General features: G+C 58.0%; 21 protein-coding genes and 3 tRNA genes. 13 read left to right on the top strand and 11 right to left on the bottom strand.

Annotated elements, in window-relative coordinates; translation table 11 throughout:
• Positions 1 to 119: 119 nt before the first annotated feature.
• From GSVR_RS12285 to GSVR_RS12315, 7 genes are all read left to right on the top strand, one after another.
• Positions 120 to 560 carry a MarR family winged helix-turn-helix transcriptional regulator gene (locus tag GSVR_RS12285; RefSeq protein WP_173199980.1) on the top strand — a complete coding sequence of 147 codons (441 nt, stop codon included), beginning with the start codon at positions 120 to 122 and terminating at the stop codon, positions 558 to 560.
• 47 nt (positions 561 to 607) lie between these two features.
• The gene (locus GSVR_RS12290) at positions 608 to 1,468 is read left to right on the top strand and encodes a (Fe-S)-binding protein (RefSeq protein WP_173199978.1); all 861 of its coding nucleotides are present in this window, start codon (positions 608 to 610) and stop codon (positions 1,466 to 1,468) included.
• A gap of 13 nt (positions 1,469 to 1,481) precedes the next feature.
• A complete protein-coding gene (locus tag GSVR_RS12295; protein WP_173199976.1) occupies positions 1,482 to 1,931 on the top strand; it encodes a CGGC domain-containing protein in 450 nt (149 codons plus the stop codon).
• A gap of 434 nt (positions 1,932 to 2,365) precedes the next feature.
• On the top strand, positions 2,366 to 3,007 hold the full coding sequence (locus GSVR_RS12300; RefSeq protein WP_173199974.1) for a CerR family C-terminal domain-containing protein: 642 nt from the start codon (positions 2,366 to 2,368) through the stop codon (positions 3,005 to 3,007).
• Entirely contained in the window at positions 3,004 to 4,194 is a 1,191-nt protein-coding gene (gene macA / locus GSVR_RS12305; RefSeq protein WP_173199972.1) for a macrolide transporter subunit MacA, read from the top strand. The genes GSVR_RS12300 and macA overlap by 4 nt, the downstream gene beginning before the upstream one ends.
• A gap of 2 nt (positions 4,195 to 4,196) precedes the next feature.
• Positions 4,197 to 6,155: a MacB family efflux pump subunit gene (locus GSVR_RS12310; protein ID WP_173199970.1), complete on the top strand. Its 1,959-nt coding sequence runs from the start codon at positions 4,197 to 4,199 to the stop codon at positions 6,153 to 6,155.
• 7 nt (positions 6,156 to 6,162) lie between these two features.
• Positions 6,163 to 7,548, top strand: a complete 1,386-nt coding sequence (locus GSVR_RS12315; protein WP_173199968.1) for an efflux transporter outer membrane subunit — start codon at positions 6,163 to 6,165, stop codon at positions 7,546 to 7,548.
• A 282-nt stretch (positions 7,549 to 7,830) separates the two neighbouring features.
• Here GSVR_RS12315 and GSVR_RS12320 read toward each other — a convergent pair whose 3' ends face one another.
• The 4 genes from GSVR_RS12320 to nikR all read right to left on the bottom strand — a co-directional run bounded on the left by GSVR_RS12320 (position 7,831) and on the right by nikR (position 10,732).
• Positions 7,831 to 8,061: a hypothetical protein gene (locus tag GSVR_RS12320; protein ID WP_173199966.1), complete on the bottom strand. Its 231-nt coding sequence runs from the start codon at positions 8,059 to 8,061 to the stop codon at positions 7,831 to 7,833.
• Between the two features lie 273 nt (positions 8,062 to 8,334).
• A complete protein-coding gene (locus GSVR_RS12325; protein ID WP_173199963.1) occupies positions 8,335 to 9,231 on the bottom strand; it encodes a metallophosphoesterase in 897 nt (298 codons plus the stop codon).
• 181 nt (positions 9,232 to 9,412) lie between these two features.
• On the bottom strand, positions 9,413 to 10,009 hold the full coding sequence (locus GSVR_RS12330) for a hypothetical protein (RefSeq protein ID WP_173199961.1): 597 nt from the start codon (positions 10,007 to 10,009) through the stop codon (positions 9,413 to 9,415).
• A 306-nt stretch (positions 10,010 to 10,315) separates the two neighbouring features.
• The gene (gene nikR / locus GSVR_RS12335; RefSeq protein WP_173199959.1) at positions 10,316 to 10,732 is read right to left on the bottom strand and encodes a nickel-responsive transcriptional regulator NikR; all 417 of its coding nucleotides are present in this window, start codon (positions 10,730 to 10,732) and stop codon (positions 10,316 to 10,318) included.
• A 279-nt stretch (positions 10,733 to 11,011) separates the two neighbouring features.
• On the opposite strand from nikR, the gene GSVR_RS12340 reads away from it, so the two are divergent.
• The 3 genes from GSVR_RS12340 to GSVR_RS12350 all read left to right on the top strand — a co-directional run bounded on the left by GSVR_RS12340 (position 11,012) and on the right by GSVR_RS12350 (position 13,128).
• Positions 11,012 to 12,049 carry an energy-coupling factor ABC transporter permease gene (locus tag GSVR_RS12340; protein WP_173199958.1) on the top strand — a complete coding sequence of 346 codons (1,038 nt, stop codon included), beginning with the start codon at positions 11,012 to 11,014 and terminating at the stop codon, positions 12,047 to 12,049.
• Positions 12,050 to 12,270: 221 nt separating this feature from the next.
• Entirely contained in the window at positions 12,271 to 12,489 is a 219-nt protein-coding gene (locus tag GSVR_RS12345; protein ID WP_173199956.1) for a hypothetical protein, read from the top strand.
• A 378-nt stretch (positions 12,490 to 12,867) separates the two neighbouring features.
• Positions 12,868 to 13,128, top strand: a complete 261-nt coding sequence (locus GSVR_RS12350; RefSeq protein ID WP_173199954.1) for a PilZ domain-containing protein — start codon at positions 12,868 to 12,870, stop codon at positions 13,126 to 13,128.
• Between the two features lie 36 nt (positions 13,129 to 13,164).
• Here GSVR_RS12350 and GSVR_RS12355 read toward each other — a convergent pair whose 3' ends face one another.
• The gene (locus GSVR_RS12355; protein ID WP_173199952.1) at positions 13,165 to 13,803 is read right to left on the bottom strand and encodes a PilZ domain-containing protein; all 639 of its coding nucleotides are present in this window, start codon (positions 13,801 to 13,803) and stop codon (positions 13,165 to 13,167) included.
• Positions 13,804 to 13,808: 5 nt separating this feature from the next.
• Entirely contained in the window at positions 13,809 to 14,315 is a 507-nt protein-coding gene (locus GSVR_RS12360; protein WP_173199950.1) for a chemotaxis protein CheX, read from the bottom strand.
• A gap of 437 nt (positions 14,316 to 14,752) precedes the next feature.
• On the opposite strand from GSVR_RS12360, the gene GSVR_RS12365 reads away from it, so the two are divergent.
• Together GSVR_RS12365 and GSVR_RS12370 are read left to right on the top strand one after the other, a co-directional pair.
• Positions 14,753 to 14,839: transfer RNA gene (locus GSVR_RS12365), tRNA-Leu, on the top strand.
• Positions 14,840 to 14,922: 83 nt separating this feature from the next.
• Positions 14,923 to 14,998: transfer RNA gene (locus GSVR_RS12370), tRNA-Ala, on the top strand.
• Between the two features lie 155 nt (positions 14,999 to 15,153).
• On the opposite strand, the gene GSVR_RS12375 is transcribed toward GSVR_RS12370, so the two are convergent.
• Together GSVR_RS12375 and GSVR_RS12380 are read right to left on the bottom strand one after the other, a co-directional pair.
• On the bottom strand, positions 15,154 to 16,092 hold the full coding sequence (locus tag GSVR_RS12375) for a nucleoside recognition domain-containing protein (RefSeq protein ID WP_173199948.1): 939 nt from the start codon (positions 16,090 to 16,092) through the stop codon (positions 15,154 to 15,156).
• A 50-nt stretch (positions 16,093 to 16,142) separates the two neighbouring features.
• Positions 16,143 to 17,621, bottom strand: a complete 1,479-nt coding sequence (locus GSVR_RS12380) for a DUF342 domain-containing protein (protein ID WP_173199946.1) — start codon at positions 17,619 to 17,621, stop codon at positions 16,143 to 16,145.
• 184 nt (positions 17,622 to 17,805) lie between these two features.
• Here GSVR_RS12380 and GSVR_RS12385 point away from each other — a divergent pair.
• Positions 17,806 to 17,881, top strand: a tRNA-His gene (locus GSVR_RS12385).
• Positions 17,882 to 17,929: 48 nt separating this feature from the next.
• On the opposite strand, the gene GSVR_RS12390 is transcribed toward GSVR_RS12385, so the two are convergent.
• The 3 genes from GSVR_RS12390 to GSVR_RS12400 all read right to left on the bottom strand — a co-directional run bounded on the left by GSVR_RS12390 (position 17,930) and on the right by GSVR_RS12400 (position 21,164).
• Complete coding sequence (locus GSVR_RS12390; protein WP_173199945.1) at positions 17,930 to 19,312, bottom strand: TatD family hydrolase; 1,383 nt, start codon at positions 19,310 to 19,312, stop codon at positions 17,930 to 17,932.
• 155 nt (positions 19,313 to 19,467) lie between these two features.
• Complete coding sequence (truD, locus tag GSVR_RS12395; protein ID WP_370552079.1) at positions 19,468 to 20,673, bottom strand: tRNA pseudouridine(13) synthase TruD; 1,206 nt, start codon at positions 20,671 to 20,673, stop codon at positions 19,468 to 19,470.
• A gap of 20 nt (positions 20,674 to 20,693) precedes the next feature.
• Entirely contained in the window at positions 20,694 to 21,164 is a 471-nt protein-coding gene (locus GSVR_RS12400) for a tRNA (cytidine(34)-2'-O)-methyltransferase (protein ID WP_173200032.1), read from the bottom strand.
• Positions 21,165 to 21,284 lie beyond the last annotated feature (120 nt).

Genomic DNA, 21,284 nt, shown 5'->3' on the forward strand with positions numbered 1-21,284 from the left:
CGGGAAAGACGCTTATCACTCGTAGGCTCCCTGTCTCCGATGATCGGTGCACGGAGAAAATGCACAATACTGTTGACAACAAAACGCACAAGTTGTATATGCAACCTATGCGAGAAACCATGGACAAAGACCGTGCGACAGATGTTGCAGAGCTCATTGCCAGCCAATGCCTGGCCGGCAGGGTACGGCGGCTGAACCGGGTTGTCACGAACCTGTATGACCGGGCTTTGCAGCCGTACGGGATCAAGATAAACCAGGCAAACATACTGATCAGCCTTCTGGTGCAGGGGGAAACCCGCCCTGGTGAGATCGGCTCACGGCTGCAGATGGAGAAGTCGACGGTGAGCCGCACACTCGACCGGATGAAAAAGAGCGGCTGGATAGAGACCAACGGGACCGGTCCGGGACAAACCGTCCGGATCACCGAAGCAGGCCGGCAATTGATGGTTGATACGCACGACGCGTGGCAGCATGCTCAACGCAAGGCAACGGAGCTGTTGGGCGAAGACGGAGCCCAAGCGATCCTCGCAATCGTGAAGCGCCTGCGGCAGGCACGATAATTTTTTTATCCCCAAAGTTGCATATACAACCACATCAGGAGGCACTGATGAAAGAGCTGATCAGGGAAGCAGTTCAGCGTTTGATTGTCGAGAACAAGGGCAACTGGTCCGATTCGCTGTCGGAGCGCTATTTCGATGAACCGCTGGTTAATTTTGCCTCGGGCGATGACCCGCTGTTCGAGGACTTCAAACAGATCATCGGACCGTGGCACCGCACCCCCAGGGAGGCGTTCGAGGCCGCCTACGGCGAGGGCAGCTGGCGAGGCGGCACCGTGATCAGTTGGGTCATGCCCTGGAGCAAAGGCCTGCGTGACAGCAACCGCATCTGCAAGGAGCGGCCGTCGCTCGAATGGACCCAGGCTTATTTTCTGAGTTCCAAAATGCTGCAGAAGCAGGTGCGTACGTCACTGCTGGCTGAACTGGCAGAATACGGTCATCGCGGAGTGGCGCCGGCCGATGCCGATTGGTTCAGCATCGTTGACTCCCCTTCCGGCAAATCGTCCACTTGGTCGGAACGGCATGCAGGGTATGTTGCCGGACTCGGCACCTTTGGCCTGAACGACGCTTTCATCAGTGAAAAAGGGATGGCCGTTGTGCTCAATTCGGTGGTGATCGATGCCGTTCTGCCGTCGGACAGCCGGGCTGCCGCTTCTCATCAGGCCAATTGCCTGTTCTATGCCACCGGCGGCTGCGGCGCCTGTATCGCACGCTGCCCGGTCAATGCCATATCCCGCAGCACTGGACACGACAAGAACATCTGCATGATGTTCGGATATGGCCCGGAATCCAACCAACTCGCCGCGGAGCGTGGAGTGCAGGGGCCTGCCGGCTGCGCGCTCTGTCAGGTCGGCGTACCGTGCGAGAGCAGAAACCCATCACACTCTTTGAAGCAGCACACCACCCCATAAAGGAGAAAACACCATGGCCCGTATCGGCATCATTACCTGTGCCAACATGACCAACGATTTGGCCTGCTCTTCAGCCGGCTGTCTGGAGGACAGCCATGCCGGCAAAGGGAAATTCACACAGTATCAAGAACGCGGAGGTGCGCAGGTTATCGGCATCATAAGCTGTTCCGGCTGCCCCACCTTGCGGGCACCGGAGAAGATTCTGCGTCGCGTGCGGACACTGGCGGCCAGCGGGGTGGAGGCGATTCACTTTGCCTACTGCCTTGAAAGAAACTGCCCATTCAAAAACAAGTATCGGCAGATCCTGCAGGCTGAATTCCCCGAGATCGCGTTTGTGAGCGGCACCCACGAGATACCCGAAGAGAGGGGGGCTGAAGTGGACCAATTCGTGAAAAAAGCGCTTTGTCAGCAGAGCCTGTCCATGGCGGATCTGATAGAGAGGAGAAGGCACGAGGGGGTGTGATCCCTTGTGAAACAGCTGCCAGCCCCACAGCCGCTCGGCAGAGAGCGATGATTCGCAATCCTGGCAGCGTTCATCGGCAGCTAAAGAAAACGGCAAGCACAAAACCCCGGTGCCTACACGGCGACCGGGGTTTTGCATTTCCGGCGGTACCGCCGAATAATCGGGGTATTTTTCGGATCAGCTGCGTGGGAGCCAGGAGCTCATCCCAATAATGCGCCTGCCCGTGTCAGGATAGATAGGGTTGTACCCTCCCCTATTCTTCAGACGAGACCACCATTCGATTTTCTGAATATTCCCTGCAATTTACGATTCTTAAGTCAATCAACATCACAAACACACCATACATGGAGTACCTCAAAATTATCGTCTTGACTTTTCAATCCCAAAAATCAAATAATAATTTGAAATATATGTTTGACTTTCCGGGAGACCATATGGCCAGCAAAAAATCAGAGGCTAAGAAGGAAAGGCTGCTGACGGTGGCAGGCGACGTTTTTATGGAAAAAGGATTCCGCGACGCTACGGTAGCCGAAATCTGCACACGGGCGGCGGCTAATATATCCGCCGTGAATTATCACTTCGGCAGCAAGGAAGCCCTCTATCAGGAGGCATGGCGCCATTCGTTCGCCGAATCCCTCAAGGCCTACCCGATGGATGGGGGGGTCAGTGAAACCGCTCCGGCCGAAGAGCGGTTGCGGGGCCGGCTAACGGCCCTGATCCGGCGCATTGCCGACGAGACCAACAAAGACTTCTTCATTGCCCAGATGGAGATGATGACCCCTACCGGCCTGTTGCGGGAAGTCATGACGACCGAGCTGGTCCCCATGCGACAGCAGACCCTCGCTCTTGTCCGGGAACTGCTGGGACCGAAAGCTTCCGAAGAGCAGGTTCACTATTGCGAAATGAGCATCATCAGCATGTGCATTCATCCCATCGTGATGCAGCGGATTGCCACGCGAAGCAAGGACACGGCCCTGCGGCCGATAATCGAAGACATCACGGCCTTTGCCGATCATGTGGTCATGTTTGCCCTGGCCGGCATCAATGCAATTCGCAGTACAGGAAACACACCATGAAAGCGCCCCAAAAGAAGACCGTCATAGTCGGCATCATTGTCACTCTCCTGGTGACGGCTGGGATTGCTGCTGCCAAGAAGTTTTTTGCACCGCAGAAGATCACCTACATCACCGCACCAACAACACCCATGGACCTGGAGGAAAGCGTGCTCGCCACCGGCATCCTGAAGGCTTTCAAGACCGTAGCGGTCGGGGCCCAGGTCAATGGACAGCTGAAGACCCTCCATGTCGCGTTGGGAGACAAGGTGAAAAAGGGACAACTGCTGGCGGAGATCGACCCGGTTCTCCCGCAGAACACCCTCAAGGATGCCGAGGCGCAGGTGGATAACCTGCAGGCCCAGAAACGATCGAAACAGGCCTTGCTGAAGCAGTACGAGTTTGCCTACCAGCGCCAGAGCCAGATGAATGCCAAGGATGCCGGTTCCAAGGCTGACCTGGAGGTCGCGCAAGCTCAACTGGAGAGCACACGGCACGATATCTCCTCCCTGGAGGCTCAGATCAGGAAAGCGATCATTGCCGTCGATACCGCCAGGGCAAACCTCGGCTACACCCGTATTCATGCTCCCATCGACGGAACGGTTATTTCCATCGACACCGAAGAGGGACAGACCGTGGTATCGAACCAGACGGCCACGACGATTCTGACCCTGGCTACCCTGGACACCATGACAGTGAAGGCCAAAATCTCCGAAGCGGACGTGACCCGAGTCAAGCCGGGCCTGCCGACCTACTTCACCCTGCTAGGTGACGGCGATACCCGCTATTACGGAAAACTGCGGGCCATCGAACCCGCTCCGGTATCGAACGGGACCACGACTGCCGGGACCGGCAGCACCGGCAGCTCCAGCTCGGCCATTTACTACTACGGGCTTTTCGAGGTGCCCAATCCTGACAATACGCTCAAGGTGTCGATGACAACGCAGGTGGCGGTGGTACTGAATCAGGCCAAGCAAACGCTCTGCATACCGGTTTCAGCTCTCGGAGAAAAGCGGAACGATGGGAAGACGACCGTGAGGGTGCTGGTGGGGGAACAGGCGGAGACCCGGACCATCCGCACCGGCATGTCGAACAATGTCCAGATTCAGGTTCTGGATGGACTGAAAGAGGGCGAAAAAGTCATCATTGGCGACAGTTCCAGCCTGCCGAAAACCGATTCGAACAGGATGCCCCCTCCGGGGAGACGGTAATCATGGGAAAGCGGTTACTTGAAATACACGGCCTGGTGCGTCGTTTCCCGACGGGCGACCAAGAAATCGAAGTCCTCAAAGGGATTGATCTATCCATCAATGCCGGCGAGATGGTAGCCATTGTCGGTGCTTCCGGTTCGGGTAAATCGACGCTGATGAATATCCTTGGCTGTCTGGACCGCCCCAGTGAGGGGAGCTACCGGATCGACGGACGGGAGACCGGCAGCCTTTCCGATGAAGAACTGGCCAGCCTCAGGCGGGACTACTTCGGTTTCATCTTCCAGCGCTATCACCTGCTGCCGCACCTGACTGCCACCCAAAATGCCGAGATACCGGCCATATATGCAGGGATCAAAAAACATGCACGCCAGGAACGGGCTCATCAACTTTTAGAACGGCTGGGACTTGCCGACCGGTGCGAGCATCGTCCAAATCAGCTTTCGGGTGGGCAGCAGCAGCGGGTCAGCATTGCCAGGGCGCTGATGAACGGTGGCGACGTCATTCTGGCCGATGAACCGACCGGCGCACTGGATAGCAAGAGCGGCAGGGAAATGATGGCGGTCCTGCATGAATTGCATGCCAGTGGCCACACCATCATCCTGGTCACCCACGATCAGCAGGTGGCACACCATGCCGAACGGATCATCGAGATCAGCGACGGCATGATTGTCCGGGACCAGCTCAACCCGGAACGACAGGCCATCACGACTGCCACGCTACCGGCGAAAGTTTCGGCAGGGCAGTCGACCAACATGCTTCAGGCTTATTGGGGAAGATTTGCCGAGGCTTTCAAGATGGCCCTTATCGCCATGGTGTCGCACCGCATGAGGACCTTGTTGACCATGCTGGGGATCATCATCGGTATCACCTCGGTGGTTTCGGTGGTGGCGCTTGGGCAGGGGGCGCAGCAAAAGGTGATCAAGGACATCAGCGCCATGGGAACGAATGTCATCGACATCAATCCCGGAAAGGACTGGGGAGACGAAGATGCCGCAAGTATCCAGACCCTCGTGCAGTCCGATCTGGACGCGTTGAAGGCCCAGGTGTATGTGGACAGCGCCTCGCCCGCGACCGGAGGAAGCCAGTTGCTTCGTTACCGCAACGCTACCGCCACTGCTTCGGTGAACGGCGTGAGTGAGCAGTACTTCCGCGTCAAAGGATATGAGATCGCCGACGGCGTCGCCTTCAGCACCGATGACGTGAAACAGCAGGCCCAAGTGGTGGTGATCGACCAGAATACCCGCAAGAAGTTCTTCTCCAGTGAAGACCCCATCGGCACGATCCTCTTCATCGGTGAACTCCCCTGCCGAGTCGTCGGCGTCACCAGGGAAAAGGACGGCCCCATGGGGAACAGCTCGAACCTTCAGGTCTGGATACCCTACAGTGCAGCCATGAACCGGTTGCTCGGGCAGCAGTATTTCAGTTCCATCACGGTTCGGGTCAAAGACGGCATCTCCAACCAGATTGCGGAGCAGAGCATCACAAAGCTGGTCACGCAGCGTCACGGCCGCAAGGACTTCTACACCAACAGCAGCGACAGCATCATGAAAACCATCAACAAGACCACCACGACACTGAAGCTGATGATTTCGGCGATTGCCGTCATATCTCTCATCGTCGGCGGCATCGGCGTCATGAACATCATGCTGGTATCGGTCACGGAGCGAACCCACGAGATCGGCATCCGGAGGGCGGTTGGGGCACGCCAGGAGGACATCATGCAGCAATTCCTGATAGAGTCGGTCCTGGTGTGTCTCTTGGGGGGGATGGTCGGCATCGTCTGCTCCTGGGGAGTCGGCAAGGTATTCTCCCTCTTCGTTACCAGCTTCGCCATGCAGTTTTCCCTCATGTCCATTGCCTCGGCATTTCTCTGTTCAACACTGATCGGCGTCATCTTCGGCTTCCTGCCGGCGCGCAATGCGGCGCGGCTGGACCCGATCGAAGCGCTGGCACGGGAGTAGTCACGGTATGACACTATATTCGACCTCCAGGTACATCCTCATATTTGCAGTTTCCCTGGCACTGGGAGGGTGCGGCGGGCTGCTCCCCCGCAGCCGGTATGTCACACCGGACGTATCAGTGCCGCAGCAATGGCAGACGTCATCGGTCACCGGCTCATCCGTTGCCACCAAAGAGCAGTGGTGGCGGGATTTCAATAATCCGACCCTGAGCGGATTGATCGAGCGGGCGCTCAAGACCAACAACGACCTTGCAGCTGCCACAATCAAGGTCAAACGCGCCCAGCTTTCTGCCAAACTCACCAATACCAACCTGACACCAACGGTTTCAGCCAGTGCGAATGGAAGCTATCTGCGCGACCTGAACACCCGAACCGAGACAAAGTCAAGCGGCATTACCGGCACGGCAAGTTACGAAATCGATCTGTGGGGGAAATTGGCAAGCGCTCGTGATGTCAGCACATGGGAAGCCGAAGCAACCGAGTCTGACCGCCGGAGCACCGCCTTGTCTCTGATTGGCACGGTTGCCACCAACTACTGGACCATCGCCTATCTGAACGAACGGATTGCCACCGTTGAAGCGAGTATCGCATACGCCGAAAAGATCCTCGAGCTGGTGGAGGTGAAATATCAGGCCGGCTCTGTTTCTGCCTTGGATAAGGTGCAGGCGCAGCAGACCATTGCCAGTCAAAAAGCACAACAGACGCAACTCCGGCAACAGCGGACCGAAGCGCGTAACGCACTTGCAATTCTCTTTGACCAAGCACCGGAAAACATGCTGGCGGAACTGCAGCGCCTGCCATCCGGATCGCTTCCGCACGTTGATGCAGGTCTGCCGGCCAGCCTTCTGGCCCAACGCCCCGATCTTCAGGCAGCGGAACTCCGGCTAAAAAAATACCTGGCCAGTGTTGATAATACCCGTGCCAGCTATTATCCCAGCTTTACTCTTACCGGTTCCCTGGGAACAAGCAGCACGAGCCTTACCGATGTCATCAGGAATCCGTTTGCAGCATTGGGCGTCGGATTGACGCTGCCGTTCATCCAATGGAACACCATGAAGCTGAACGTAGAGATCGCCAAGACCGACTACGAGGAAGCGGTGGTGAACTTCAGACAGACTCTCTATTCCGCTCTGAGCGATGTCGAGAATGCCCTGTCCGCTCGTATCAATTATGCTGAGGAAGTCAGGCAGACGGAGGAGTCTCTTGTATTGGCACGAAAAGCGGAGGAAATTGCTGAAATCCGCTATCGCTCGGGAGCAACAGCGCTTCAGTCATGGCTGGATGCGCAGGAGAGCCGACGGGATGCCGAAAGGGCGCTGGCGCTAGCCCGGCTGGGCCAGCTCAAAAACTGCATGACGCTTTACCAGGCACTCGGAGGCACCATGAAATTGTAAAAGAGGCTGGGAGGGAGAGCGGGAGTTTTGTGTTCCTATCCCATTGGTGCATACAAGTCGCTTAGGCTAAATAGCTGACATACTGCATTCCGGACAGTTACGGCTGGGGAACGAATCCGTTTATTCCTGAGAGGTGCGGTACCTGAGGCTCAGACAGGGATGCGGAATCCCGAAACGTCAAACCCCGGTAGCCAACAAAGGCAACCGGGGTTTTGCTTTTTCAATGGCGCTGCCGAATGACTCGAACAGCGCCTCCTCGCCATGGCGAATGCTGTTTCTGTTTCAGTACTCCCGGACCGGCTCAGCGATCGGGCAATCGGGATTGCGGTTGATGTGCACGAAGTGCGCGCCGCACCGGTCACCGGCAATGTGCGGACGGACCGGCCTGCCGCATTTCGGGCATTCAAAGGCAAGTGTCCTTCGTTGGGCGGGCGTGTGGGAGTCCCTGATGGCCAGGGCCTTTTCGACCGGGATGATATGCCCGAAAAACTTACACTCTGTTGCCATACTCATTGATTCCCTCCCGTGGAAAACTAAACGGTGTTGCATATCCGATACATTTACCATTATCAGGCGCCCGGGTCCACACCTATTCAATTAGATACACTTGAAACAACAGATCTGCCGGGAACGTTCCGGCACCCTGTTCCGTAAGACTTTTTGCAGGCAGGCGTGAGTCGCAGACGGGGCATATCGCTGCCGCAAAGGCACTGGAATCGACGGAGAACGCCGTTCCTGATGGCCCCTTGTGCCTGGGCGCAGCGTGCAATTGACAGGGGTGAGTCGTTATTCGCCCCCCCAGGTACCGAAACCGCTATCCGGCGGGGACACTGTCTGTCCTGACGAGGGGGGAGATGCTGGGCGGGAGGGCTTGGGAAGCCTGCCCGGAGCTGCCGGCGCGGCAGAGGGTATCTCCGCTGAGCTGGCCTGCGGAGGCTGTTTGGTCATCGGCCGCTTGCCCAGGGGAATGATACCCATCTTCAGGTCGAGGAGCGCGATTTCATCAAACAGGCAGGTATACTCGATCCCGTTCTGGCGCCCTTTCCAGTTGACGTGGAAATGCCCGAAAATCCAGTGCCGCGGCTGTACCAGAGGGCGGAGATCGGCAAGCATATGTTCTGTGGGATCGCTGAGGTCGTTGCGGCTGTGGATCGGCAGGAGGAACTTTATGTCCGGCGGGCAGGTGTGAGTCAGAAACACGTCCACCGGCCCCTGGCCGGCGGCGTTTCGGGTTGCCTGGACATCGGTCCCGGTCGGCACTTCGTCTTCGAACCAGCTTTCACCCGGGACCCTCTTGTGCCGGTCGATGGAACGGGCGCCCCCCAGGCAGAGAATGCTGCGGCCGTCGATGGTGTAGCGCTCGCCCCTCTGCAGATAGTAGACGTTATCGGCAGCTTTCCCGACAGTGCCGCCAAAGCGCTGCTCCAGGGGGAGCGAACGCAAGCGGGGCATGTGTTCGTGGTTGCCGTCAATGAACAGTGTCGTCCACGGCCTGCGCGACAGCCAGTCGAGCTGCACCTGCTCCTGCCTGGTAAGGCCCCCGTGGGCATAGATCATCTGGAAATCTCCCGCAACGATGATGAAGTCGTCACGATCCAGGACCTCCCCTTCGGGAAAGGATTCCGGGGCAAAACGATGGATGCCTCGTTCACCATGCAGGTCGCCGGTAAACAGAAGTGCCATGCATAATTCCATACCATGACAGGCGTTTCCTTGTCAAAAACAACAGGAGTGCCGGGGATCGGTGGGCAGCCAAGCCGGAGAAATAGCCTGTTCACAATAACCCCCGCCCGGCGTCCCGGGCAGGGGTTATCAGACGGCAGGGATGCAAAAGCCAGTCTACCCAAGCTTCCGGGCAGTTCCGTTATTTGGTCTGCCCGGCCTTTTCCACTGCTACCGCCAGGGCCTGGTAATAACTGATCTCCACCTGATCCCCCTTCTTGATTTCGCCTTTCCGGATCTTTTCCAGGTTCTCAGGGTCGCGTACCTTGACATCCACGCTATTGCCTTCCGGACCCATAAGGGTCACCATGGTGCCGTCATCGGAGATCTTATCGATGGTGGTAACGGCGGTCACCAGCCGCTGAATCGATCTGCCCGGCATCTCTGCTTTGGGCTCACGCCCGGTCGATTCCTGCACCGTTATGCTCGGTGTTGCCTTGGTTTTCCTCAGCTTCACCGTAATCGCCTCCTGATAGGTCGCTTTCACCAGATCGCCCGGCTTTACCCGGTCAAGTGTGGTAACGGACCTCTCCAGGGTTAAGGTGCGCTCCTTTCCGTCGGGCAGAGCCAGAGTGATGGTGCGCTTCTCCGGATCCACCGCCTTCACTGTGCCGGTTACCGATACCGTATCCCGGGAGATAACCTTGCCCGGGTTTTCCTGCGTTCCGTCCGATGCCATTGCAAGGACCGGCAGCGCCAGGATTGCCGCCACACAAAAGCCAGCCGTCAGTGTTTTCATGATTTCACTCCTTTCATTGCCGGGTTTATTCGCGATGAAATTTTTTGACACATGATGTGCATTCCCAAATGCGTGCCAACGCTGCAGAGAAGGAAAAAAATCAGATAATCAATGGATTGGAAGGCTTTGTGAAAGGAGGGAGAAAGAAAGGGACTCTGGCTGGGACGGGATATCGTCTTCAGGACGACATCCCGTCTTCAGCAGCGACAGATGGGTTCCGACCAGCAAGGAGGCATCTTTGCTCGAAGATGGAGATACGAGCGGCACCGGATCAGCGGCAGTCCTTCCGGTTCGCAGTTCAGCGGCCTACAATTCTTCGCCGCTGGTCGTCATCACCAGCTTCCCGTGCTTGACCCCTTTGACACCGATCAGCTCATTGGCGATGCGCTTGACGTCCCGTACGGCGCCCCGCAGCACCAGCACCTCCAGACAGTTATGGGGGTCGAGGTGAACGTGCAGGGAGGAGATGATCCGGTCATGATGCGAATGTTGGTGTTCGGTCAGCTTTTCCGAGAGGTCGCGCACATGGTGATTGTAGACCAGGGTAATCGTGCCGACAGCCTCCTGGTCCTCTGCCTGGCAGTGCTCGTCCACCAGCGAGGCCCTGATCATGTCGCGGATTGCCTCGGAACGGTTCATATAGCTCTTCTGCTGGATAAGCTGCTCAAAACTCTCCAGCAGTTTTTCATCCAGCGACACTCCGAAACGTACCGTTTTCCCCATTGCGACTCCCTCCTCGTTCAATCTCACGGTAAATGTGAATCCATCCGGAAACGATACCGTACCATCGTCTTTTTATATAGCAGGGTCGGGTAAAAAGAGTCAAAGGTTCGCGTTTCGCTTGTAATACTTTTTGATCCGGTGTATGAGTTCAGTGTTACCAATTTCAGTTTCGTAACATTTATATGATATAATTGGCGTCAGATGCCGTGCATCACCGGGCATGTCACCCGATGATTCCGGTTCTATGCGCACCATTTTCTTCTGGGAGGAAACAACGACATGCATATGGCAGACGCTCTCCTGTCACCAACCGTCGGCGGAGCAATGTGGGCGGCAACGGCTGGCGCCATAGCTTACAGCTCGGCCAAGGTCCGCAACGACTTCGACGAGAAGAAGGTCCCGCTGATGGGGGTGCTGGGCGCCTTCCTGTTCGCTGCCCAGATGGTGAATTTCACCATTCCTGCCACCGGCTCCAGCGGGCATCTCGGCGGGGGGCTGCTGCTGTCGATTCTGCTCGGTCCGCATGCCGCACTGCTCACCATTGCCTCCGTACTGGTGGTGCAGGCGCTGTTCTTTGCGGATGGCGGCCTGCTGGCCCTGGGGTGCAACATCTTCAACATGGGCATTGTTCCCGCTTTCATAGTCTATCCCCTCTTCTACCGGAAGTTTGCGGGCACAAGCCCGGGTCCCGGCCGCCTGAAAGCGGCCATAATCGTCTCGGCCCTGATCGGCTTGCAATTGGGCCCCTTCTGTGTCGTGCTGGAGACATGGCTGTCAGGGGTCTCCTCATTGCCCTTTGGCACCTTTTTGCTGTTGATGCAGCCGATACACCTGCCCATCGGCGTGGCCGAAGGGATCATAACCGCCTCGATCGTCTCCTTCCTGCACAAGGCCCGGCCCGAGATCCTGGCAGACTCATCCGGGGAACGGAGCTATTCCTTCCGCTCAATCGCCCTGACCCTTCTGGTTGCTGCCCTGCTCACCGGAGGCGTGCTGTCCTGGTACGCATCGAAGAATCCCGATGGTCTTGAGTGGGCCATCGCAAAGGTGACAGGCACGGAGGACCTCAAGGGGCCGGAGCAGGGGCTGCATGGTCTGCTGGCCTCCATCCAGGAGCGGATCGCCTTTCTCCCTGACTACACCTTCAGAAAGCCCAAGCCGGAGACACAAGGAGCTGCCGCATCACACGGACCGGACAGGAACGGCGAAGGGAACAAACTCGGTACGAGTGCCTCCGGAATCATTGGTGGAATCATCACCCTCACCATCGTTTTCCTGGTAGGGTTCGTGCTGAAGAGACGCTCGCCGGCCCTGTAGTTCCAGCAGCGAGGGTGCCGCCGTCCCCTCCACTGTTTCGCTTGAAAATAAAAGGACCCGGTCGTGTCGGCCGGGTCCTTTTTCGCGCGGTGCCGGATGGCCCCAGTCCAGCCGATCAGCAGGAAAACTTTCGGCGAATCGGAACCAGGCCACTTGAAAAGCGGAGGAAACGCAGTAACCTTTGAACAATCGGCATCAAAAACGAACGTTGGAGGCTATGGATGGCTACCTGCGAATATTCATCTACCTGCTTCTTCTTCAATGAAACAATGGACGAAATGCCCAGAACCGCCGACTTTTTCAGGGAAACCTTCTGCATGGGCAAATCCGCCCGATGCGCCAGATTCAAGCTTTCCAAGTCAGCCGGCATCGAGAAGGTGCCCGACTATCTGGCCCCCTTTTCACTGAGGGGCCCCAAATGCTTTTGCGGGCTGCACTAGTTCCCAATCCACCCGAACAATCCGTCACGGTCCAGGGGGGCGGTTGCTCCCCTGCGTAATTCCCACCTGACCGGAATAAGATTCCCCTCCCCATGTATACCTTCGACAGGCCACAGCTAATTCCCCACGAGAGGCCCGGACATCCACCCATTCAGCGCCTGCCGTTTATCGATCCGGATAAGTAGACCACGCTCACGAAAAGGACCGGCACGGAAGATTTTGCCTACCGTGGCGTGCCGGGTCGCAGAAAAGCAGATTTCAGGTACCCGGACGGAGTCGTGAAAGAGGCGGCCTTGCCCGGAAAAGGGCTGGTGGTATACTAGTTTCAGCGGAGTATCTGTGATGGCACCATATCAGGAGGCGTGGAAGGAGGTCGTCATGAGTCACTCCAGACGGGAAGGAGCCAGGGTCAGGTATTACGAGCAGTACGTGCTCAATTACCATGGTAAAAACTTCAACTGTTTCCTGGAGAACTTCTCAACATCCGGCATGCTGGTGATCTGTGAGCAGATCAGCGATGAAAGCATCGTGCCGGGAGACGACTGCACCGTTACCCTGTCGGTTGCCCCCCCCAGCGAAATCAGATGCAAAGTTGCCCGTCAACACCATAACCAGCTCGGGCTCGAATTTTCCCGGTAACTGCCCGATCATCCCGGAAGTCCGGACAAGGGACTGTCAATCGCCATCCTCGAGCAGGAACGGCGGGCACGGGTACTCGATATCGTCTTCGATGAACTTGATGCCGATACCGGGGATCCGGTTGTTTTTGCCCCAGGGATGACGCCAGCAGACCTCTCCGGACATCACCCGCTCCTGCCCCTTGAACAGAAGCCATACCCGTTCCCCGACCTGCCATTGGCAGGCGCTGTAGACGAAACATCCCCCGTTGGAAATATTCAGCGTCACAACCTTTTCGAAAGGCTCGAAATCGCTGCGTTTCGAGATATACACCCCGGCATGGATGACCACCCTGGGGCTTCTCCGGATAACCCGGGGCTGAATGGACAGGCACTGCCGGAGAAATCCGTCCAGGGTCATGTTCCTGCCCAGCATCTTGATCTCGTTTTCGACCACCTTGAATTTCGCATGGGCATAAAGCTGGATCAGATCGTTGGTTTCCTGCTTTTCTGCTGCCGTGGCTCGAGCGGAGGTGACCATTTCCAGCAGGATTCCCGAGACGGGAGTTTCCCTCAGGAGCCCGGGCAGCTCTGCCAGGGAAGAGAGCGCGATTGCCGCGCCTCCGGCTGCCTCCACCGCCCGCACAACAATCTCCCTGTTCAGCTCGCTTTTTGCTATTACGACCAATGTCGTCATTCAGGCTATTCCGTTTCCAAAACGATGCTGAGGATGAACCATTCCGACTGGACGTCGAACAGGAGCGTGAGCGTATCCTGCGGGTTGCCGACGGATATCACGTATTCCTTGCCGTTCACGACCGACGGGGTGGACAGTCTGACGTCGTTGCCGGCCCGGGTAAGGTGCTGCTTGAAGGAGCCGGCCAGCATATTGGCAATCTCGCCCAATGCATCATTGACATCCGGTCCTATTTCCGTCACTTCCATTCCCAGCATCCGGGAGGTGAAGCTCATGGCCAGGCTGTGCGTTGCATGCAGGCTGACCATGCCGTTATAGGCGCCGGCCAGTCCAACCATGGCAGTGACACAATCGTTGAAATGCTTGACTGGATCGACCACGTGCGGCACATGCAGCACATCATCGATATCCACCATGGTGGTGAACACTTCGCTCACATCAGCCGTTACAAGCCTGATGAGCTCATCTTCGCTGATCCCCAGTGCTGCGGTTATCAAAGGATTGAAACCCATGCCGTTCTCCTTTTCGGTTTGCTGCCCTCGTGCTTTTCAACTGCAATCCGCCTGTTTGTAGCACGAGTTGGTGCCTTGTATCAATATCTGGCGTATCGTTTCCATCAAACATATCATTAAGACAACATACCCATTCGGAGCGCCATGTCGGGTACGGCAGCGCGACGGGATGCTTATGCCGAAAAAAACAAGAGAATGTAGGCTTGGGTGAGGTGTGAGGTGCCGGACCGGGAGTAGTTCGTCACACACTGAAGCACCCCCTGGCCCGGCCTGAACAGCCTGTACCATCGCATCCCCTGTTCAGGGGCACAAAAAGAAAAAGGCCCGGGGTTGCATCAGTGGGCTCTTTGTATCACATCGGATGTTTTTTTTATTTTCAGCTTTGCTCTTGACCACCTCGGAGATTATACGCTATAGTGCCGGAGTTCATCCGTTACGCCGGAGTGGTGAAATTGGTAGACGCACTGGACTCAAAATCCAGCGGGGGCAACCCCATGCCGGTTCGACCCCGGCCTCCGGCACCAAAAGATAGACCAGACAAGGGATCATACAAAAAAAGATTGACACTGCAGAACCGATCTGGTAGTAATAGGTTTCCTTTAAACGTGGGGGTGTAGCTCAGCTGGGAGAGCGCTTGAATGGCATTCAAGAGGTCAGCGGTTCGATCCCGCTCATCTCCACCAAAAATCACAAGGGTTACGCTGACCAGCGTAACCCTTTTTTTTGTGGAAATTATCCATACACCATCACACCGCTTCCACTTCCCTCAAGGCCAATGCCCGGGAACACACTCTTCCCCGGCTTCCGAAAAAACCGCCAAGACAATTCACAACTCAGCTCAGTATATCAGCAGATGCAGCAGGCCGCGTATCACGATCCCCGCTGCCGCTCCGACGATTGCCGGCCGCACCACCGAGGCACAGCGGGCGCCGGCCGAGACGAGCACAGCAACACCGACCAGGTCGCAAGGATTGGTGAGAAAGCCGGCCATGCGATTCAGTTCAAGAGGGGTTATGGCGCCTTCCTTCAGGAGATTCAGCGTGACCCCCATCATGGCAGTGCCCCCTGCCAGGTATTTGGTGGCAAGCGGCAGCACGGCCACGGCCGGGAAACCGATCAGTGCGAACAAGGGAGACAGCACAGTCTCGATCAGTGCAATGGCCCCGGTGGACTTGAGGATGTTCACCAGAAATATGGCCAACACCAGCATCGGAACAGCACCGAGAATCACCTGCACCGCCTCCTGCCCCCCTACGATCATCAGGTTCAGGATTGACGTCCTGCGTCCCGTTTCTCCGGAGGATAAAGGGACACCGGCAGCGACAGCGTCATCGCCCGCCGACCGGGCGAACCAGTAGTAGGTCAGAGCGGCGGCGGCCAACCCGCCGGCAAGGGATGTCAGCAGGATCGTACCGAGGTCCAGCCCCACTGCTATCATGGGAAACACGACATTGGCCTGGGACATGGTCAGGACCATGGCCAGAGTGGCGGCGATCTGCCGGCGGGGGGTGCCGTCCTTCTCCATGATCGTCAGGGTGGCAAGCGGAGCGGCAAAACTTACGAACAGCAGCTGCAGGATCGCAAAGGCTCCCGCGCCGGGAACGCCGAACAGCCGCAACACCGGCCGCACTATCCGCGCGATCAGAGCCAGAAGTCCACGCGCCTCGACCACCTTCATCAGGGCCATCATGACTACCAGCATCGGCAGCAGTATGTAGAGAGCCAGATCGAGGGCCGACTTTCCCGACTGCAGAATTATCTTGATCGCTTCTTCCAAGGCCTTACGACTCCTGCTGCCGTTCCGGGATCTGCATAGACAGCATCTCTTCAGCGCATGTCATACAAAACGACCGATTCGTTGAAATGCCTGCTTCTGATAAAGGCCATCTCCAGGTCGCAGGCCTTGACGTCGAGAGCGGTCATGGCAAGAATGCGCAGCCCCCCATCGATGGTGTTCTCAATGATGCTGAGCGGTCCGGAATGCTCATCGAGTCTCTGTTTCGGCGTCATGCCAAGGTGTACGAAGGTGTTGTCGTACATGATCCCCTTGACGTTGAGCTTCGGATTGGCTGCCTGTTCCGAGCGGTTGCGGATGGCAATCAATCGTTCCGACAGTGCCATTGCCCCCTTGCGCAGCTCTTCCAGCTCCAGGAACGAACAGGCCTGTTTCATGCGAGCGCTGTTTTCCTCCTGCTCGTGAAGCAGCCGTTCGAACTCGGCCATTTCCCGGTAGTCGATGCCTGCATTGAAGGTGGTCTTGACCGATGCCGGCGATCCTGCCTTCTTGGTCTCAATCCCTCCCAGGGCGGTATAGCAGCCCCCCGCAACAGCCCCCCGGTTCACCATGATTTTTCCGAGGGTGCTGACCTGACAATTATGGAGTTCCACATCGATGACCAGGTCCCCGGCGCACTCGACAGTGCAATCGTGTATGAAATTGGCCGTAATCGACCCGCCGCACCGGATGGAGCCCTTCTCCTGCCCGGCCATCCCGCAGAAGGCGATGTCCCCTTCACTGACGATGGAGCAGGCACCGATATTGCCGTTGACGCGCAGTCCTTTGATGGCGGTGATGTTGAAGCCATCGAGCACATCCCCTCGCACCTCGACGAAACCGTTGAACACGATCGAGCCGACCCGGAAATCCACGTCACCCGCAACGACGTACTCCTGGGCAACTGAAATTTCACCCAGAGCAAGACATACCCGGCCGGCAATTTCGGCGATGAGCAGGCTGCCCTCTTCGCTGGTGCGAATGCCGTTGCCCACCTTGAGATCCAGCGCTTTTCCGGGCTGGGATGCAAGCATCTCCCCCGTCACCCCTTTGCCAGGTGTTCCGGGCTCGGGCGGGATGATGCGCGCAATCTCGTCACCGGGCATGACATTAATGAAGGTCTGAACATTATGGAGATCGATGTTGGCGGAATCGTCACTTTCATGGGTATCGACCACCGACGGTTGAGCCAGGTAGGAGAGCCAGCCGTTTTCACCCTTCTCCGGCGTCACCCCTGCGGCTATCAGCACCATGGAAAGCGTACGCCCGGCGCCAGCCTCGGCCAGAAATTCCTCCAGCGCTTCAGGAATGACCCCTTCGGTAATGCCCGCTTCGGTGAGATATCCCAGCAGGGCATCCCTGGTAATACCGCTGTCAGGCCCCTGGGGTACGTAACTGCAGCGGCACTCCAGTCTGCTGCCTGAAATCCAGACATACAGGCGATAGCCGGAGCCCTGGAATTCCCTGCCCGCAATGCTCCTCCGCAGGGCTTCATCCGTATCTGAAAAGGTAGCGGAGAATGGAGTATCCATGAAAGCTCCTTGTGCGGATCTTTGACACGATTTAATTAGCACCAACGACAGCAAAGAAGCAAATTTTTTCGGTCTCAGGCCGGGAGAAACCGAAGCAGCTCCCCAGCCGGGAAAATATATCCACCCACCTCAAATCTAGCTTGACTTGGTCCCATGTTTCAGTATATAGAAAGGGACTCGAATGGTGGCTATGGTGAAGCGGTCAACACTTACGACTGTGACTCGTACATTCGAGGGTTCGAATCCCTCTAGCCACCCCAAAAAATCGAAAGCCACGTCAAACGACGTGGCTTTTTTCGTTTCAGGACCTAGCCCACCTCGGCATAGTCCCGGATGCGGAACTCGGCTCCCAGCGAGTCGGCCAGCCTGCGGCAGGCCTCGATGTCGATTCCCGGCACAGTCACGGCGCTGGCCACCACGGTCGGAATGTGTTGTTGCGCCTGGCGAATGAAATCGCACATTCCTTCGAACCCGGCCTGGCCGAACGGGGTGTTGCACAAACGTTCGTAGGTCTCCGCGTCAGGCGCATTGAGGCTGACGGAGATGCTATCCACCAGCCCCGCCAGCTCCGGCAGGATATTGCGGCCATGCACCAGATTGGCTTGTCCGTCGGTATTGATTCGAACGCGATAGCCGCGCTGCTTCATGGCAGCGGCCACCTGCTTGACCAGATCGAGCCGGATCAGCGACTCGCCGTAACCGCAGAAAACCACCTCGTCGATCCCCTGCGGCTCCCCTATGGCCGCCATCACCTCCTCGTAGGAAGGTTCCCCGTCCAGCAGCAGGTTGTGCCCCTTGACGGTGAAATCATCGAATTTTGCGCAGAAGGAGCAGCGGTTGGAACAGCGGTTGGTGATGTTCAGGTAGAGCGAATTCCTGATCATGTAGGCGATCTTGGTGGACTGGTCCCACAGCCGGATGCCGAACAGGTCGCGCACATTCTTGGTGGTGATGCGGGCCACGTCGGACAGGGTCAGCCCCTTCACCTCGGCCACCCGTTCCGCTGCCAGACGCACGTGGGCCGGTTCGTTGCGCTTGCCGCGATGCGGGACCGGCGACAGGTAGGGGCAGTCGGTTTCCACCAGCATGCGATCGATGCTGGTGGCCCGCACCACCTCCCGCAGCGCGTCGTTGGCGGGATAGGTGACGGTGCCGGGGATGGAAATGTAAAACCCCATTGCAATCGCCTCGGCCGCCATGGCGGTATCACCCGAAAAGCAGTGCAGCACCCCGCTGTTCACCCTCTCCTCCTTGAGACAGGCCAGCACCTGCTCATGAGCATCGCGGTCGTGAACGATGACCGGCTTGTCCAGCTCGCGTGCCAGGCGCAGCAGGCGGCGGAAGACCGTCTCCTGCTCGTCGCGGGGGGAGCGGTCCCGGAAAAAATCCAGACCGATCTCGCCGATGGCCACCACTTTGGGGCTGGAGAGCGCCAGCTCCCGGATCTCGTCGTAGCACTTTTCGGTCACCCCGGCGGCATCATGGGGGTGAATACCGACCGCAGCGTACAGGTGGGGATATTTGTCTGCCAGGGCCACCGACTCGCGGCTCGACTCGATATCCGTTCCGACCACCAGCATGGCAGCCACTCCGGCATCGGAGGCGCGCTGCAGCATCTGCTCGAAATCATCGGCATAATCGCGGTAATAGACATGGGTATGTGAATCAATCAGGGTAATGGTGTCGTTCATGTGGGTACCTATCTATAAATTCTCTTCAAATCTGCCACGGAGGCACGGAGAAAACCAGGGACTGGGGACTGGGGACCGGGGACCGGTAAATTCAAAACAGCTTGAGCCGCTCTCACTTTCTCTGTGTCTCTGTGGTAGAAGTTTTGAAGTTTCAATCAAAAGGCCTTGGTGATCTCCCGGATCACGCTGGTGGCATAGCTCCCCTTCGGCAGGCTGAACTCCAGCAGCATGGTGCCACTCTCCACAGAACAGCGGGGCTCGCCCAGCGGCACCCGCAAGGGGCGGCGCTCACCCTCCATGACCAGCCCCTTGCCGAGATCGAAGACTTCCGGAGACAACCCTTCCTCAGCCAGCAGCTGTTGCTCGTCAGCCAGGATATCCCCCGCAGGCCATTTCATCCTGGTCCCGAAAAGCGGGCCGGTGGCGGATATTTCGAAGCGAGCCGCGCGGGGCGCCTCCCGGGAGGCATCATCCACCAGGAAGCAGGCGCCGTTGTCGTGTTTCCAGGCCAGATCGCCGGCCACCACTTGGTCGATGCCGCTCAGCCTCCGCTCCACGACACGATCGAACAGGCTGGACTGGCAAGCGGACAGGTACAGCTTCTTCAGGCGCGGATGCACGACGGCAAAGGCCTTTTCCCACTCCTGCGGGCGGGTTGCCAGCCGCCTCAGGATATCCCGCTCCCCCTGGCAGTGCCGGGGCATCAGGCGCAGGGCTCCGGCCAGGTCCCCCTGCCGGTAGGCCTCGATGGCGGCTCTCCAATCGGCATCCCGCACCGCCTGTGGCTCTCCCAGCAGGCACTCCACGGCTGCCTGCCAGTCGCGGCGCAGCATGGCCTTGCCGATCAGGTGTGAATTGCCCTGGGCACCATAGCGCTGAAAGCCGAACCGGTTCGGCACACCTCGCTCCTCAAGCAACGCAATGACCGCCGGGGCGGTTTCGGCGGCCGAGGCGATTACATCACGTACGGCGATGCGGAAGCGGTTGCCCTTGAGGTGCCCCAGCCGCAGCTTATTGCCGTGGCGCGCAGCAGCGATCACCCGCACCCCGTTCAGGTCGCGGCCAACAACATCTTCGGGCCGGATGCGCTGCAGGGAAATCATCTGGCGGGTGATGCCGACGCTGTCCTTCATACCGGCATAGCCGATATCCCGCTCCGGAGTGCGCAGTTCCCGGGCCACCCGGCGGATGGCCTCCAGGGTCGTCATGCCGCGCTTCTCGATGGTCAGATAGACATGCTCTCCCTCTCCGCACGGCTCATAGGCCGGAAGCTCGGTGACGACGAAATCCTCCGGAGACTCCTTGATGGTACCGCCGGTCTCGGGGATGCCGGCCGTCAGGTATCCCGCCACGCCCGGCAAAGAATTGCTCTGCGCCGGCATCAGGCGATCCTCCCGGTCTGGCGCAGGGCCTCGTACAGCACGATGCCGGCCGAGGTGGACAGGTTCAGGCTGCGCACGGTATTGGCCGGCATGGGGATGGTGATGGCAGTATCGGGATTGGCGGCAATGACTTCAGCCGGCAACCCCTTGGTCTCCTTGCCGAAGACGATGAAATCCCCCGGCCTGAACCCGGCCGCGAGAAAGCTGCGGGCAACCTTCGTGGTAAGATAGAAGAAGCGGCCATTCGGAAAGGCTGCCTTCAGTTGATCGAGCGACTGCCATATGCGCACCTCCACGCTGGACCAGTAATCCAGGCCGGCCCGCTTCAATTGCCGGTCGTCGATGGAAAAGCCGAGCGGCTCCACCAGGTGCAGGACCGTGCCGGTGGCAGCGCAGAGGCGGGCGATGTTGCCGGTATTGGGGGGGATCTCCGGCTCGACCAGGACAATATGGAAGGGGGATTCGAACAAGGACACATGAACCTTTCTTGCAGGGCGCCGGAAGGCAGACTGCCTAAAAACTGAACGACGGACAACTGGACCCACCCGAGCCGGAAGGGGCCTTGAAGACCGGCGCAGGTACGGAAGCGC

Source organism: Geobacter sp. SVR, assembly GCF_016865365.1.
In the GTDB taxonomy this organism is placed as follows: domain Bacteria; phylum Desulfobacterota; class Desulfuromonadia; order Geobacterales; family Pseudopelobacteraceae; genus Pelotalea.

Coding starts and splice junctions, on each gene's coding strand:
- GSVR_RS12360 (WP_173199950.1), bottom strand. CDS start 14,315: ATGGGTTTCAATCCTTTGATAACCGCAGCACTGGGGATCAGCGAAGAT.
- GSVR_RS12345 (WP_173199956.1), top strand. CDS start 12,271: ATGGCTACCTGCGAATATTCATCTACCTGCTTCTTCTTCAATGAAACA.
- GSVR_RS12325 (WP_173199963.1), bottom strand. CDS start 9,231: ATGGCACTTCTGTTTACCGGCGACCTGCATGGTGAACGAGGCATCCAT.
- GSVR_RS12320 (WP_173199966.1), bottom strand. CDS start 8,061: ATGAGTATGGCAACAGAGTGTAAGTTTTTCGGGCATATCATCCCGGTC.
- GSVR_RS12380 (WP_173199946.1), bottom strand. CDS start 17,621: ATGGATACTCCATTCTCCGCTACCTTTTCAGATACGGATGAAGCCCTG.
- GSVR_RS12390 (WP_173199945.1), bottom strand. CDS start 19,312: ATGAACGACACCATTACCCTGATTGATTCACATACCCATGTCTATTAC.
- GSVR_RS12350 (WP_173199954.1), top strand. CDS start 12,868: ATGAGTCACTCCAGACGGGAAGGAGCCAGGGTCAGGTATTACGAGCAG.
- GSVR_RS12315 (WP_173199968.1), top strand. CDS start 6,163: ATGACACTATATTCGACCTCCAGGTACATCCTCATATTTGCAGTTTCC.
- GSVR_RS12355 (WP_173199952.1), bottom strand. CDS start 13,803: ATGACGACATTGGTCGTAATAGCAAAAAGCGAGCTGAACAGGGAGATT.
- GSVR_RS12295 (WP_173199976.1), top strand. CDS start 1,482: ATGGCCCGTATCGGCATCATTACCTGTGCCAACATGACCAACGATTTG.
- GSVR_RS12290 (WP_173199978.1), top strand. CDS start 608: ATGAAAGAGCTGATCAGGGAAGCAGTTCAGCGTTTGATTGTCGAGAAC.
- GSVR_RS12310 (WP_173199970.1), top strand. CDS start 4,197: ATGGGAAAGCGGTTACTTGAAATACACGGCCTGGTGCGTCGTTTCCCG.
- nikR (WP_173199959.1), bottom strand. CDS start 10,732: ATGGGGAAAACGGTACGTTTCGGAGTGTCGCTGGATGAAAAACTGCTG.
- macA (WP_173199972.1), top strand. CDS start 3,004: ATGAAAGCGCCCCAAAAGAAGACCGTCATAGTCGGCATCATTGTCACT.
- GSVR_RS12300 (WP_173199974.1), top strand. CDS start 2,366: ATGGCCAGCAAAAAATCAGAGGCTAAGAAGGAAAGGCTGCTGACGGTG.
- GSVR_RS12340 (WP_173199958.1), top strand. CDS start 11,012: ATGCATATGGCAGACGCTCTCCTGTCACCAACCGTCGGCGGAGCAATG.
- GSVR_RS12330 (WP_173199961.1), bottom strand. CDS start 10,009: ATGAAAACACTGACGGCTGGCTTTTGTGTGGCGGCAATCCTGGCGCTG.
- GSVR_RS12285 (WP_173199980.1), top strand. CDS start 120: ATGGACAAAGACCGTGCGACAGATGTTGCAGAGCTCATTGCCAGCCAA.